General features: G+C 73.8%; 10 protein-coding genes. 1 reads left to right on the top strand and 9 read right to left on the bottom strand.

Annotation, left to right across the window (positions count from 1 at the left end; translation table 11 throughout):
• From ACZ45Q_RS25865 to ACZ45Q_RS25835, 7 genes are all read right to left on the bottom strand, one after another.
• A partial coding sequence (locus ACZ45Q_RS25865; protein WP_468265518.1) for an adenosylhomocysteinase occupies positions 1–1019 on the bottom strand: 1019 nt, incomplete at its 3' end.
• A 276-nt stretch (positions 1020–1295) separates the two neighbouring features.
• A complete protein-coding gene (locus tag ACZ45Q_RS25860) occupies positions 1296–2270 on the bottom strand; it encodes a cation diffusion facilitator family transporter (RefSeq protein WP_468265516.1) in 975 nt (324 codons plus the stop codon).
• A gap of 142 nt (positions 2271–2412) precedes the next feature.
• Complete coding sequence (gene manA / locus ACZ45Q_RS25855) at positions 2413–3564, bottom strand: mannose-6-phosphate isomerase, class I (RefSeq protein WP_468265514.1); 1152 nt, start codon at positions 3562–3564, stop codon at positions 2413–2415.
• Positions 3565–3777: 213 nt separating this feature from the next.
• Entirely contained in the window at positions 3778–4905 is a 1128-nt protein-coding gene (locus tag ACZ45Q_RS25850; protein WP_468265512.1) for an SIS domain-containing protein, read from the bottom strand.
• A 123-nt stretch (positions 4906–5028) separates the two neighbouring features.
• Entirely contained in the window at positions 5029–5199 is a 171-nt protein-coding gene (locus tag ACZ45Q_RS25845) for a Trm112 family protein (protein ID WP_388778576.1), read from the bottom strand.
• A 327-nt stretch (positions 5200–5526) separates the two neighbouring features.
• On the bottom strand, positions 5527–6891 hold the full coding sequence (locus ACZ45Q_RS25840; protein WP_468265510.1) for a phosphomannomutase/phosphoglucomutase: 1365 nt from the start codon (positions 6889–6891) through the stop codon (positions 5527–5529).
• A 163-nt stretch (positions 6892–7054) separates the two neighbouring features.
• Positions 7055–7477, bottom strand: a complete 423-nt coding sequence (locus ACZ45Q_RS25835; protein ID WP_468265508.1) for a DUF3499 domain-containing protein — start codon at positions 7475–7477, stop codon at positions 7055–7057.
• Positions 7478–7772: 295 nt separating this feature from the next.
• Between ACZ45Q_RS25835 and ACZ45Q_RS25830 the strand changes: the two genes are divergently transcribed.
• On the top strand, positions 7773–8228 hold the full coding sequence (locus tag ACZ45Q_RS25830; RefSeq protein WP_468265528.1) for a metallopeptidase family protein: 456 nt from the start codon (positions 7773–7775) through the stop codon (positions 8226–8228).
• Positions 8229–8437: 209 nt separating this feature from the next.
• On the opposite strand, the gene ACZ45Q_RS25825 is transcribed toward ACZ45Q_RS25830, so the two are convergent.
• Positions 8438–9955, bottom strand: a complete 1518-nt coding sequence (locus ACZ45Q_RS25825; protein ID WP_468265506.1) for a DUF5719 family protein — start codon at positions 9953–9955, stop codon at positions 8438–8440.
• Positions 9952–13752, bottom strand: coding sequence for a glycosyltransferase (locus ACZ45Q_RS25820; RefSeq protein ID WP_468265504.1), 3801 nt, complete (start codon positions 13750–13752; stop codon positions 9952–9954). Before ACZ45Q_RS25820 ends, ACZ45Q_RS25825 begins: the two co-directional genes overlap by 4 nt.
• Between the last annotated feature and the right edge of the window lie 86 nt (positions 13753–13838).

The following is a 13838-nucleotide window of genomic DNA, read 5'->3' as shown; positions in this document are numbered from 1 at the left end:
GCCATGTCACCGGCCATGATGATGTCCTTGTTGCCGGTGGTGGTGATGAAGATGTCGGCCTGGTCGACGACCTCGTCCAGCGTGGTGACCTGGTAGCCGTCCATCGCCGCCTGGAGGGCGCAGATCGGGTCGATCTCGGTGACGATGACCCGGGCGCCCTGCCCGCGCAGCGACTCCGCGCAGCCCTTGCCCACATCCCCGTAGCCGCACACGACGGCGGTCTTGCCGCCGATCAGCACGTCCGTGGCGCGGTTGATGCCGTCCACCAGCGAGTGCCGGCAGCCGTACTTGTTGTCGAACTTCGACTTCGTCACCGCGTCGTTGACGTTGATCGCCGGGAACAGCAGCGTGCCGTCCCGCTGCATCTCGTACAGCCGGTGCACACCCGTCGTGGTCTCCTCCGTCACACCACGGATCTCCGAGGCGAGCTGGGTCCACTTCTGGGGGCTCTCGCCCAGGGTGCGGGTCAGCAGCTCGAGGATGACGCGGTGCTCGTCGGACTCGGCGGTGTCGGGCGAGGGGACCTTGCCGTCCTTCTCGTACTCGACGCCCTTGTGGACGAGGAGGGTGGCGTCACCGCCGTCGTCCAGGATCATGTTCGGGCCGCCGGTCGGGCTGTCCGGCCAGGTCAGCGCCTGCTCGGTGCACCACCAGTACTCCTCGAGCGTCTCGCCCTTCCAGGCGAAGACGGGGACGCCCTGGGGGTTGTCCGGGGTGCCGTTCGGGCCGACGGCGATGGCGGCCGCGGCGTGGTCCTGCGTGGAGAAGATGTTGCAGGAGGCCCAGCGGACGCGGGCGCCGAGGGCGACCAGGGTCTCGATGAGGACGGCGGTCTGCACCGTCATGTGCAGGGAGCCCGTGATCCGCGCGCCGGCCAGCGGCTGCGCCTCGGCGTACTCCTCGCGGATCGCCATCAGGCCGGGCATCTCGTGCTCGGCGAGGGAGATCTCCTTGCGGCCGAACTCGGCCAGGGAAAGGTCGGCGACCTTGAAGTCCTGTCGGTTGTCGACAGTCGTCATTGCGAGCTGCTCCTCGGGGTCGGATCGAGGTGGGTACGGCTGATCTGCGCGGCGGCGGACACAGGGGTGCCCGAAGAGGACACAGGCATGCCCGCGTGACGCGCAGCGCAGTCCGTCGGAGGCCCTCTCTCCCTCGGCCGGTCCTTGGTACGACCGCCCGACCGCCATCAGCAGCGACGTCTGGCTCCGTTCCAAGCTACACCGCGGGCCCCCGCCGTCCCCAGTCCGCCTGCGAACACATTCGGTCTTTTCCGGCCGCGCCCGCGGACGCGCGCGTCAGTGGGACGTGGGTGCCGGGCCGCCGGGGCTGGCCTCGGGGTCGGCGCCCCTGGCCGCTTCCGCCTCGCTGTAGATGTCCGGCTCCAGGTAGATGACGCGGGCGATCGGGACGGCCTCGCGGATGCGGGACTCGGCGGCGTCGATGGCGGCGGCGATCTCGCCGGCCGTGCCGTCGTGCCGGACGGCGATCTTGGCGGCGACGAGCAGTTCCTCGGGGCCGAGGTGGAGCGTGCGCATGTGGATGATGCCCGTGACGGTGTCGCCGGCGACGGCGGCGGCCTCGATCTGCCGCAGCGCTTCGGGGCTCGCGGCCTCGCCGAGCAGCAGCGACTTGGTCTCGGCGGCGAGCACGAGGGCGATCAGGATGAGCAGGACGCCGATGCAGAGGGTGCCGATGCCGTCCCAGACGCCGTTGCCGGTGAGCAGGGCCAGGCCGACGCCGCCGAGGGCGAGGAACAGACCGACGAGGGCGCCGAGGTCCTCCAGCAGAACGACGGGCAGCTCGGGGGCCTTGGCGTGGCGGACGAACTCCTTCCAGGACTTCTTGCCGCGCAGGGCGTTGGACTCCTTGATGGCGGTCCGGAAGGAGATCGTCTCGGCGATGATCGCGAAGACCAGGACGCCGACCGGCCAGTACCAGTGCTCGATCTCGTGCGGGTGCTTGATCTTCTCGTAGCCCTCGTAGAGGGCGAACATGCCGCCGACCGAGAACAGCACGATGGAGACGAGGAAGGCGTAGATGTAGCGCTCACGGCCGTAGCCGAAGGGATGCTCAGGGGTGGCGGCGCGCTTGGCGCGCTTGCCGCCGAGGAGGAGCAGACCCTGGTTGCCGGAGTCGGCGACCGAGTGCACGGACTCGGCGAGCATCGACGAGGAGCCGCTGAAGAGGAACGCCACGAATTTCGCTACCGCGATCGAGAGGTTGGCGAGCAGTGCCGCCACGATCGCCTTGGTCCCGCCTGACGCGCTCATGTGCCGCGTTGTCCCTTCGCCTTCGTCTGCGTCTGTACGCCGGTTCGGGCGCGGCCGTCGTTCGGCCCGGCCCGTGCCGTGCGGTGGGTCATTGTTGCAGCCCGTGCCGGCGCCGTGCGCACGGTAACCGATCGTGTACGCGTCAGATCCGTACGGTGGCCCGGAAGAGCGTTCCGGCACCGGTGACCTCCGTCCGCTCGCCCGCCGGGACGAAGACGGACCGGCCCGGAGTGAGGTCGTGCTCGCCGACCCGTACGGCGCCCGCGGTGCAGAGCAGGATCTGCGGGGCGGGACGGGTCAGGTCGTGGGCGACGGTGCCCTCGGGAAGGACGTAGCGGGAGAGGCGGAACTCGTCGGTGGGCGTGTCGTAGACCTCCTCGCCGTCGGGGGCGGCCTCCGGGCGCAGGACGCCGGCGTCGCCGGCCTCGAAGCGGACGATGCGCAGCAGTTCGGGGACGTCGACGTGCTTGGGGGTCAGGCCGCAGCGCAGGACGTTGTCGGAGTTGGCCATGATCTCGACCCCGAGGCCGCTGAGGTAGGCGTGCGGGATGCCGGCGCCGAGGTAGAGGGCCTCGCCGGGCTGGAGCCGGACGTGGTTGAGGAGCATCGCGGCGAGGACGCCGGGGTCGCTGGGGTAGTGGTGGGCGATGTCGGCGTAGGGGGCGTAGGGGCCGCCGAGGCGGTCGCAGGCGGTGGCGACCTCGGCGACCGTGTGGGCCATGTCCGCGGGGTCGGCGGTGAGGACCGCCGTGAGGACCTCGCGCAGGGCGGCGTCCTCGGGATGGGCGCGCAGCAGGTCGACGTACGGCTTGAGGGAGTCGACGCCGAGGCCGTCGAGGAGGTCGGCGGTCCGGGCCGGGGCGCGGAAGCCGCACAGGCCGTCGAACTCGGTGAGCGCGCAGATCAGTTCCGGCTTGTGGTTGGCGTCCTTGTAGGTGCGGTGCGGGGCGTCGACGGGGATGCCGCGCCGCTCCTCGTCCTCGTAGCCCCGCGCGGCCTGTTCGAGGTCGGGGTGGACCTGGAGGGAGAGCGGGGCGCCGGCGGCCAGGAGCTTGAGGAGGAACGGCAGCCGCGGGCCGAACCGGGCGACGGACTCGGGTCCCAGTTCGCGCTCCGGGGCCGCGTCGATGACCTCGGCGAGGGTGCCCCGGGGGGTGCGGGAGGGGGCGCCGGGGTGGGCTCCCATCCACATCTCCGCCTGCGGTTCGCCGGTGGGCTCGACACCGAGCAGCTCCGGGATGGCGGTGGGGGAACCCCAGGCGTAGGGGCGGACGGTGTTGTCGAGGCGGTCCATGGGCTCTCTCTGCCGGTTCTTCGGGGCGTGCGGCGGTACGGGGGCCGACCCGCGCCATCGTGCCGACGGGGCGGCTCGGTGTGCACGGGGCTCAGTGCGTACGGCGCCCCCGTGCACGGGGCTCGCGCGTGCGGGGCTCGTGTGCGGGAGGCGCCTGCGTACGAGTCCCCTGCATGCGAGGCCCCTGCGTACGAAGCTCAGTACGCACTGAGATCAGGCGCCCGAGGCGAGCGCGAGGTAAACGGCGGCGAAATCCGTGATGGCGATCAGTTCCGCCAGGGTCTCCAGTTCGCCGCCCGCCTCCGGTTCCAGTTCGCTGATCGGTGTGTCGTGGCTGAGGGCGATGTCGCGGGCGGTGGGCGCGGCGGTGAGGCCGCCGATGGGGCGGTCCCGCAGCAGCACCACGCGCGCGTGCAGCGCGGGTGGCTCCTCGACGCGGTCGCGGAAGAAGTCGTCGGGGTCGGCGCCGGCGGCAAGGGGGCCGGCGAGCAGCGCGCTGTGTGCGGCGAGCGCCTCGGGCAGCTCCGCCACGACGGCCGGGGTGCCGGAGAGTTCGGCGAGGGCGGCGGCGAAGCGCCGGCCCGCCGGGCCGGCGGACGTGCCCTCGGTCCAGACGACGGGCAGGGCGTCGGCGAGTTCGGCCGCGAGGGTCTTCGCGGGGTTGCTGTACGTCGCGATGGCGGGACCGCAGCGTTCGGCGACCTGGTCCAGCCGGTCGGCGACCTTCTGGAGGGCGTCGGGCGGGGCGCTGAGCAGGCCGGTGCGGTCCAGGAGCGCGAGGAGGGGGGTGAGCAGCGCCCACAGGACGCCGGGGGCCGCTGCGGCGAGCGGCTCCTCCTGGTCGTAGGGGGCGGTGGCCATGGGGATGAACAGGCCGTGGGAGCCGTTCACCGTTTCGCTGAGCGGGGACCGGGCGGGGGCGACGGCGACGACCGTGCAGCCGCGACGGTAGGCCTGCTCGGCGAGCAGGGACAGGCCCGGCTCGGTGCCGTCGGGGGTGGCGATCAGCAGCAGGTCCACGGAGCCGGCCCAGCCCGGCAGCTCCCAGCGCAGGGCCCCGGCCGCGGGGGCGACGCCGGTGGGCGCCAGGCGGGTCACGGGGCTGCCGGCGCCGGCGAGGGTGCCGAGCAGGTCGGCGGTCTGGGTGGCGGCGGCGCCGGGGCCGGCGATGAGGACGGCGCGGGGACGGCCGTCCGGTTTCAGGTCGCCGATGCCGGCCTCGGCGGCGTGCCGGGTGGCGGTGCGGACGCGGGCGCCGGCCTCCGCGGCGCCGCGCAGCAGACCGCGGCGGTCGGCGTCGGCGAGCCCGTCCGGGCTGTCGAGCAGCGATTCGTCGAGCATGGCGGCAGTCTCCGATCGCCGGGGGCGTCTGGTACGCGGGTGCCGGTGGGTCGGTCGGGGCGGGTGCCCCTGGGGCTGTCCCGGGAGGGCTTCCCGGTGGGTGCCCGGCTTCTAGCCGGCCTGCTACCCGGGGCGGCGGGCCTCGTCGACGAGGAGGACCGGGATGCCGTCGCGTACGGGGTACGCCAGGCCGCAGTCCTGGCCGGTGCAGATCAGCTCGGTGTCCCGCTCCTCGAGGGGGGCGTGGCAGGCCGGGCAGGCGAGGATCTCCAGGAGGCCGGCTTCGAGCGGCATGGGGGTTCCCTTCGGGAGCGGTGAGGTGTGCGGCGTGTGGCTGTACGGCATGGTGATGTGCGGCTTGTTGATGTGCTGGTCAGGGTACCGCCGTTGGGGAAGCAGCGTCGGCGTCGCCCGACCGTGAGCAGGGGGCTCCGCCCTGGACCCCCGTGCCTGTGCCCACCCACCACCCGACTCGGTCGGCCAGGAAATGAGGTCACCTCCCGGCTCGGTCGGTCGAGCCGGGGAGGCCCTCGGTCGGGAACGATCGAGATGCGAAGCATCCAGCGGGCTCGGGGGACCCGGTTCGGAGGCCGGGCCGTGGAGGTTTCCGGGCCGTTGGGCTCAGGCTCTGATGATGGCCAGTGCCTCGTCTCTCACCTTGGTCATCGTCGCGGCGTCGCGGGCCTCCGCGTTGAGGCGGAGCAGGGGCTCCGTGTTGGACGGGCGGACGTTGAACCACCAGTCGGCGGCGGTGACCGTCAGGCCGTCCAGTTCGTCCAGGCTGACGTCGTCGCGGCCCTCGTACGCGGCTCGGACGGCGGCGAGCCGGCCGGCCTGGTCGGCGACCGTGGAGTTGATCTCGCCGGAGCCGACATAGCGGTCGTACTGGGCGACGAGGGCGGACAGCGGGCCGTCCTGGCTGCCGAGGGCCGCCAGGACGTGCAGGGCGGCCAGCATGCCCGTGTCGGCGTTCCAGAAGTCGCGGAAGTAGTAGTGCGCGGAGTGCTCGCCGCCGAAGATGGCGCCGGTCCGGGCCATCTCGGCCTTGATGAAGGAGTGGCCCACGCGCGTGCGTACCGGTGTGCCGCCGTTCTCGGTGACGACCTCGGGGACGGACCAGGAGGTGATGAGGTTGTGGATGACCGTACCCCGGCCGCCGCGCCGGGCGAGTTCCCGGGAGGCGACCAGGGCGGTGATGGCGGACGGGGAGACCGGGTCGCCGTGCTCGTCCACGACGAAGCAGCGGTCGGCGTCGCCGTCGAAGGCGAGACCGAGGTCGGCACCCTCCTCCCGGACCCGCTTCTGGAGGTCGACGAGGTTGGCCGGGTCGAGCGGGTTGGCCTCGTGGTTGGGGAAGGTGCCGTCCAGCTCGAAGTACATCGGCACGAGGTCGACGGGCAGGCCGGCGAGGACCGACGGGACGGTGTGACCGCCCATGCCGTTGCCCGCGTCCACGACCACCTTCAGCGGGCGGATCGAGGTGAGGTCGACCAGGGAGCGCAGATGGGCCGCGTAGTCGGCCAGGGTGTCGCGGCGGCCGATCGTGCCCTGCCGGGCGGCGGGCTCGGGGGCGCCGGTCCCGCTCCACCGCTCGACGAGCTCGCGGATCTCGGCGAGGCCCGTGTCCTGGCCGACGGGGGCGGCGCCCATGCGGCACATCTTGATGCCGTTGTACCGGGCGGGGTTGTGCGAGGCGGTGAACATGGCGCCCGGCAGGTCGAGCGCGCCGGAGGCGTAGTACAGCTGGTCGGTGGAGCACAGGCCGATCTCGGTGACGTCGGCGCCCTGGGCCGCCGCGCCGCGCGCGAAGGCCGCCGACAGGCCCGGGGAGGAAGGCCGCATGTCGTGTCCGGTGACGATGGCGCTCGCGCCGGTCATCCGGACGAAGGCCGCGCCGAACAACTCGGCCAGGGACTCGTCCCATTGGTCCGGGACCACACCGCGTACGTCGTACGCCTTCACGATCTGCGACAGATCAGCAGCCACGGCCAACCTTCCTGGAAGTCCTGTCGATGCCCACAAACTACCCGCTCGCGCTGACAGGCCGCCGGGCGGTTCGCGAAGGTCAGGGCAGCGGCGGAGGTGGTGCCGCACACCAGCGCGGGCACCCAGGTCTCGCGCAGCCCGCGCCGCCCGTCGGCCAGGGTCGTCAGTTGTCGGGCGACCGCAGGACGCGCAGGTGGCCGCGCCGGGCGACCTCCATCGGGTCGGCACCGCGGCCTCCGCCGCCGGCTCCGGCGGCGCGCTCCTGCGGGCGGGCGGCCTCGCGCACGGCGTTGGCGAGCGCTTCCAGGTCGTCGCCGCTGGGGCGGGCGGGGGCCGAGCCGTCGAGCAGCCGGACGACCTCCCAGCCGCGCGGCGCGGTGAGGCGCTCGGAGTGCTCGGCGCACAGGTCGTAGCAGTGGGGTTCGGCGTAGGTGGCGAGCGGGCCGAGGACCGCGGTCGAGTCGGCATAGACGTACGTCAGCGTCGCGACGGCGGGACGGCCGCAGGCGGTGCGCGAACAGCGACGTACAGGGCTCACGATGTTGGACGGTACCGCACTCTTGAGCGGGCCGCGACGACTCTCCACCAGGTCACTCCACCGTGTCGCACTGTGAATCACCCCACACGGCTGCCCGTGAACACCATCCTGACCTGCGCGGACGTCACTTTTCGGATGATCGGGCAACCTCCGGCGCGATCAGGACCTGGTACAAACCGCATCAATTGCCTTGTGATCGCCGGTCTTGGAGAGATACGGAATCGAGCCCAAGCTTGGCTGGAATGGTCAGCATGTGACATGCGGTGCGACGCGATTCGGGCGTGTCCGGTCCGCGGTGCGGGGACCGGCGCGAGGACCGGGCGGGTACTAATCTTCACCAGTGATGGACACCCCCGTGACGCCCCGTTCCGCCGGCCGCCCCGGGCCCCGTCGCCGTGATCGTCACGGCCGGGGCATGCGCGGGCCGATCGCACCGCCGCAGGTGCCGCTGGCCGCGAGTCGTGCCGACGTGTTCGCGGACCTGGTGCAGGACTCCGTAGAGCGGCTGGAGCGGCGGTGGCCGCAGCTCGCCGACATCGATTTCCTCGTGCTGGAGGTGCCCCGGCTGGACGGGGCGGGCGGGGAGGCCTGGAGCGACGAGGCGGTCCCGCTGGGCGGCACGATTCCCTCGCGGGGCGGGCGGCGGGCTCGGGTGGTGGTGTACCGGCGGCCGGTCGAGATCCGGACGAAGGGGCGGGACGAGCGGGCGGCGCTGGTGCACGAGGTGGTCGTCGAGCAGGTCGCGGAGCTGTTGGGGCTGACGCCGGAGACGGTGGATCCGCGGTACGGGGAGGACTGAGGCGGGCGCGCTTGCGTGCGGTGCGGTGGGCGGCGGTTCGCAGGCGCCCGGCGTCGTGGCTGGCTTCAGGGCGTTGCGCAGCCCGGCGTAGCGGGGTGCCGCCCGTAGGGTGCTACGCGCACTCCCACCCAAGCCGCAGCGGCGCCGCAGGCATCCATCCGCGGCGCCGCACCCCACACACAACGCGAACCCCCACCACCCCGCGCCGGTCAGCGTTGCAGGACCGACAGGTCCTCCTCGGCGTTCGGGACCGAGACCGTGCCTCGGTCGTCGGGGAGGGGCTGGACCGTGAAGAACGGGACGTCGTCCTTGGGGGCCGTCAGGGTGCGCGACGCGTACACCGGGCCGCCCGACACCGGCTCCACCGTCAGGGCGTACGTGCCCTTCAGGCCGTCGGGAACCGGCGCCTCCACGTCCTGGGTCGTGCCGCCCTTGATCGTGTACGTCCGCGACCGGGTCGTGCCGCCCTCGCTGCCCGCCGACGCCGTGATCTTCACCTCGGCGGCCTTCTCCGGCGCCGCCAGCGACAGCGTCGTGCCCTCGGAGCGGTTGTCCGACGACGTCGCGCGCGCCCCTATCGGGCCCGTCGCCGGGATGAACGCCATCTCCTGATCGGCGCCCTCGCCACGCACCACCCGGACCGCCGCCACCACCGGCACGGCCTGCTCCGTCGGCGTCAGCACCAGCGACCCCGCCTCACCGCGCGTGACGTCGCCGAGGTCGACGGCGGTGGTACGGCCCGCCTTGACCCGCACCGTCTCGTGCCCGGCCGGCGTGATCAGCCCGGACGGCGAGGCCAGCCGCACCTTCAGGTCGGCGTCGCTGTCACCGGGCGTGAACAGCACCAGCCGCACCGCCGTCGCGTCCTTGGGAATGCCCGGCACCACCAGCGTTCCCCCGGGGTCCGTGGCGGGCGCCAGCCAGTCGCCCCCCACCTTGTCGTCCAGCGCCTGCACCGCCGCCCCGACGCGCCCGCTGCGGACGCTCACGTGCACGGTGACGTCGCTCTGCTTCTCGCTGCTGAGCGTGGACAACAGGATCGGCTCGCTCGCGTGGGGCTTCACCGTGATGCCCTCGCCCACCGCCGACTTCAGCGCACCGTCCTTGCCGTACAGCTCGATGTCCACGACGGCGGCCGAGTCGTCGGGGTTCGTCAGATGCACGTAGTCGGTGCGGTCGTCCGCCGTACTGGCGCCCGGGAACCAGAAGTCCGTGTCGGGCGCGGCGCAGCTGACGCCCAGCAGCCCGCGCCCGGCGCCCGCGCTGACCTCGGTGGTCTGCTGCACCGTCCAGCCGGGTGCGAACCGCCCCTCGGCCGTCCCGACGAGCGCGGGCGCGTCGCCGCCCGACTTCTCGCCGGTGACCGGCGTGCCGGGCGCCTCCGGTTCCAGGACCGGCTTCTCCGCCTTCTCCGCGCTCTCCGCGTTCTCTTCCTTCTCCCCTTCCTGCCCGGTCCCCTCTCCGTCCTGTGGTGCCGAGCGCAGTTCCGCACGCCCGTCCTTCTCCGTGCCCTTGGTGACGGGCGTGAACGACGTGTACGTCGTCTCGGCCAGGTCGGAGGTGCTGGGCGAGGGGCAGACGAGGCTGGTGCGCTCCACGGGGAGCCGGGCGGCCGTCCCGACCGCGCCGTCCGCGTCCGCGGCCTGAGGCGCGGTGACGGCCGCGAAGCCGGTGACGGCGGCGAGCGCGGTCGCGCCGGCGAGAAGGGACAGGGTCGTGCGCTTCACTGCTGGCTCCCGTCGGAACGCTCGTTGCCCGTGCCGTGCGGGTGGTGGGGCTGTGCCGGGTCGTACGCGGTGTCGTGGCCGCCGTGTCCGTACTGCTGTCCGTACTGCTCTCCGTACGACTGGTCGGGCCCGCCGTACGACGGGTCGTACTCCTGGCCGTAGGCCGTCTGCGGCGAACCCCCGTACGCGTACGGGTCGTACTGCGCGGCCTGGTAGGCGTCGTCACCCGCGTACGGCTGCTGCTGTCCGTAGCCGGCCCCGGCGTACTGCTGGGCGCTGCCGTAGGCGTCGTACGTGCCGTGTTCCTGGCCGTCGCCCGGGTAGCTCGCGGGGTCCCACTCGTCGTAGTCCTGCTGGTGCGGGACCGCTGCAGGTTGCGGGGGCACCGGCGGGGTCCGAGGGGTCGTCGGCGGAGTGCCGGCCTCGATGTCGGCCCCCGCCTCGGCCTCGGCCTGGGCCCGCAGACGGCGCGCGCGGCGGCCCTCTCCGGCGACGGCCTGCGCGGGGACGGCCGGTTCCTCGGGCAGGTCGTCGTCGACGTCGCGGCGGCGGCCGGGCAGTGCGAGGACGACGAGGACGACGGCGAGGAGGCCCTGGGTCCACAGCCAGGCCGTGTGGGTGAGCGGGACGTCGTAGGTGACGTCGAGCCGGCCGCCGGCGGCGGGCAGTTCGAAGCCCTGGGCCCAGCCGTCGACCGTGACGGGCGTCAGCGGCTTGCCGTCCAGGGTGGCCGTCCAGCCGTCGTCGGCCGTGTCGGCCAGGCGCAGCACACGCCCTTCGGGCCCGGACGGGATCTTGCTGTGGATCTCGACGGGACCGGCGGCGACGGGCACGACGGCCCCGGCCGCGGACTCCGCTCCGGCTTCCGTCCCGGTTCCCGCGACGATGGTCGCCCGGGCGACTTCCTGGTCGACCCGCCACAGCGCGCTGCCGTCCTGCTGGCTGAGTCTGCTCAGTCCGGGGGTGGCGTCCAGCACGCGGGTGACCTCGCGCGGCGCGCCCTTGTGCACGAGGACGTAGCGCACGGCGAAGCCGCCGAGCTGGTCGGCCTGGTCGGCGCCGGACCCGGCGACGAGGTTGGCGACGACCTTGTCGAGCGTGGTGTTCTCGCCGTCGCCCGCGGCCTGTTCGGCGTCGCCGAGGCGCGCGCCGGAGCCGCGGACCAGGACGTAGCGCACCTGGGCGGTGGAGTCGCTGTGGAGGACGAGGGTGCGGGCCTGGTCGCGGGTGCCGCTCTCCTCGGCGACGAAGGCGGGCACCTGGACGGGGTCCCGCCGCTCCAGCGGGCCGTCGGCGCCGCGGATCATCCAGCCGGCGGCGGCGAGCAGCGGCCCCGCGGCCGACGCGAACGCGATCAGCACGGCGACGGGCTGGCGCCAGCCGAAGCTCTGCTCGGCCACGCGCGCGCGTGCCCCGTCCGCTCCGAGCGCCGCGGCGGACAGCAGCGCGATGCCGTAGACGAGGGTGGCGGGGCCGGCCCAGGCGGAGCCGTTGGACAGGACGGCGAAGACGAGACCGACCAGGGCGGCGGCCCAGGCGGTGAGGATGCCGAGCCGGCGCTCGGAGCGCAGCAGGGCGGCCAGCGCGGCCAGGACGATGCCGATCAGCATCAGGCCGCTGACCGTGCCGGGGCCGCCGGGGCTCGCGCCGAGCAGGTCGAGGGCGGAGGCGGCGGACGCGCCGTACTCCAGGCCGGCCTCCTGGAAGAAGCCGAAGGGCAGCAGCGTCAGCGACCAGGGCGCGAGCAGCAGCAGCGGCGTGCCGAGCTGGGCCAGGAAGCGCAGTGCGTACGCCGTGATGTCGTCCCGGCGCAGGGCGAGCACGCCGATGCCGAGGACGAGCGCGACGGGCCACACGACGGGCGTGAACGCGGTGGTGAGGGTCAGCAGCAGTGCGTACGCCCAGGTGGCCCGCCAACTGCCGCGCACGCCCTTGGCGTTGGTCAGGCCGGCGGCGGCGATGCCCGCGCGGGCGATGAGCGGGAGCAGGATCGCGAGGACGGCGGTGCCGATGCGGCCGGCGGCGAGGGCGCCGGTGGCGGCGGGCAGGAACGCGTAGGCGACGGCCGCCCAGGCGCGCAGCAGCCGGGAGGTGACGAGCGGTCGGGAGGCGAAGTACGCGGTGAGGCCGGCCAGCGGCACCGAGCAGACGAGCAGGACGGTGACGGCGAGGCCGGTGGAGCCCAGCAGCAGGGAGGCGAACAGGGCGAGCACGGCGAGGTAGGGCGGCGCGGAGGCGGTGCCGCCGGCGCCCACCGCGTGCCAGGCGTCGGTGTAGCGCGACCACAGCTCGCCGGCGCCGGCCGGGGCGGGCAGCAGCGCGCCGCCGGCCAGGGCCCCGCCGCCGAGCAGGGCGCGGCAGGCGATCAGCGAGAACAGCAGCAGGACCAGGAAGAGCACCGGGCCGGGCTTGCGGGCGATGCGCTTGAGCCGGGCGAACTGCTCGACCTGGAGGAAGTCGGCGTCGTCGTCGCCGGGGCCGGACTCGACGGCACCGCCGTGCCGCCCGGCGCCGACGGGGATCTCGGGGTCGGAGCCGCCGAGGACGTTGCCGGCGACCTGTTCGACGGTGGCGCGGACGGTGGCTCCGGGGGGCGGGAACAGGGGGCGCAGTTCGCCCTTGTCCACCTGGGGGCGGCCGCGTGCGCGCCGCCCGGCGAGGATGCGTTCGGGGCGCAGGAGCACGCCGAGCAGGCCGCGGATCTCGTCGACGGCCTGTCCGGGGACCTTGCCGACGAGGTAGGCGAGGGTGCGCAGCAGGGTGCCGAGGACGAGGCGCAGCAGCACCCAGGGCAGCGCGGGTGTACGGGCGTTGACGAGCAGGGTGTAGACGGCGCCCGCCTTGTCGACCTTGTGCGGGGAGGCGGTGGTGCGGCCCGCGCAGTCGACGGTGCGGCGCTCGCGGGAGGCGGCCTCGGCGTGCCGCACGACCGCTTCGGGGGCGACGAGGACGCGGTAGCCCGCCACGTGGGCGCGCCAGCACAGGTCGACGTCGTCGCGCATCAGCGGCAGCCGCCGGTCGAAGCCGCCGAGTTCTTCGTAGACGTCGCGGCGGACCAGCATGCCGGCGGTGGACACCGACAGCACGGGGCGGACGTGGTCGTGCTGGCCCTGGTCCTGCTCGCGGCGGTCCAGGCCGGTCCAGCGGCGGCCGGAGTTGGCGATGGAGACGCCGACCTCCAGCAGCTGACGGCGGTCGTACCAGCCGCGGAGCTTGGGGCCGACGACGGCGACGTCCTCGCGGCCGAGTGCGTACTCGTTGTCCACGACGCGCAGCAGTTCGGCGAGGGCGTCGGGTTCGGGGGCGCAGTCGTCGTGCAGCAGCCACAGCCACTGGACGGGCTCGCCGTGGGGCAGCTCCGGCAGGTCGTAGGCGTCGTCGCGCCAGGTGCGCGTGACGGGGTCCCAGCCGCTGGGGCGCTTCAGGTACGGCAGGTCGTCCGGGGTGAGGACGGGGGCGGTGCGGGCGGCCTCCTCGACGGCCTGGCCGAAGCCGGTGCGCCGGGCGAGGTGGAGCACGCGGTCGTCGCCGACGGCGTCGGTGACCAGGCGGGCGGAGTCGTCGGCGCTGCCGGTGTCGGCGGCCATGACGGACTGCACGGGGCGCTCCTGGCCGAGCAGCCCGGCGAGCGCGTCGGGCAGCCAGCGGGCGCCGTCGTGGGAGACGAGGACCGCGGTCACCACGTGACGCGGGAACTCGGGGGGGCGGGCCGGGTCGAACACAGGCGCGTGCGCCGGGTCGAACGCTGTTGTGGCGGCCGCCTGGTGAGGCGCTGCCGGGTGGCTGTGCACGGACATCGAGGTACGGGCCCCGGTTCGGTGGACTGCGGTGGACGCCCGTGCGTGGTGGTCACGGCGGGGCGTCTCGGACGAGCGACCACACT

The sequence above is a fragment of the Streptomyces sp. NPDC031049 genome, assembly GCF_055571015.1.
Note: the sequence above shows the minus strand (reverse complement) of the source record. Positions and strands in the feature narration are given on the sequence as shown.

Coding starts and splice junctions, on each gene's coding strand:
- ACZ45Q_RS25845 (WP_388778576.1), bottom strand. CDS start 5,199: ATGCCGCTCGAAGCCGGCCTCCTGGAGATCCTCGCCTGCCCGGCCTGC.
- ACZ45Q_RS25860 (WP_468265516.1), bottom strand. CDS start 2,270: ATGAGCGCGTCAGGCGGGACCAAGGCGATCGTGGCGGCACTGCTCGCC.
- ACZ45Q_RS25830 (WP_468265528.1), top strand. CDS start 7,773: ATGGACACCCCCGTGACGCCCCGTTCCGCCGGCCGCCCCGGGCCCCGT.
- manA (WP_468265514.1), bottom strand. CDS start 3,564: ATGGACCGCCTCGACAACACCGTCCGCCCCTACGCCTGGGGTTCCCCC.
- ACZ45Q_RS25850 (WP_468265512.1), bottom strand. CDS start 4,905: ATGCTCGACGAATCGCTGCTCGACAGCCCGGACGGGCTCGCCGACGCC.
- ACZ45Q_RS25820 (WP_468265504.1), bottom strand. CDS start 13,752: ATGTCCGTGCACAGCCACCCGGCAGCGCCTCACCAGGCGGCCGCCACA.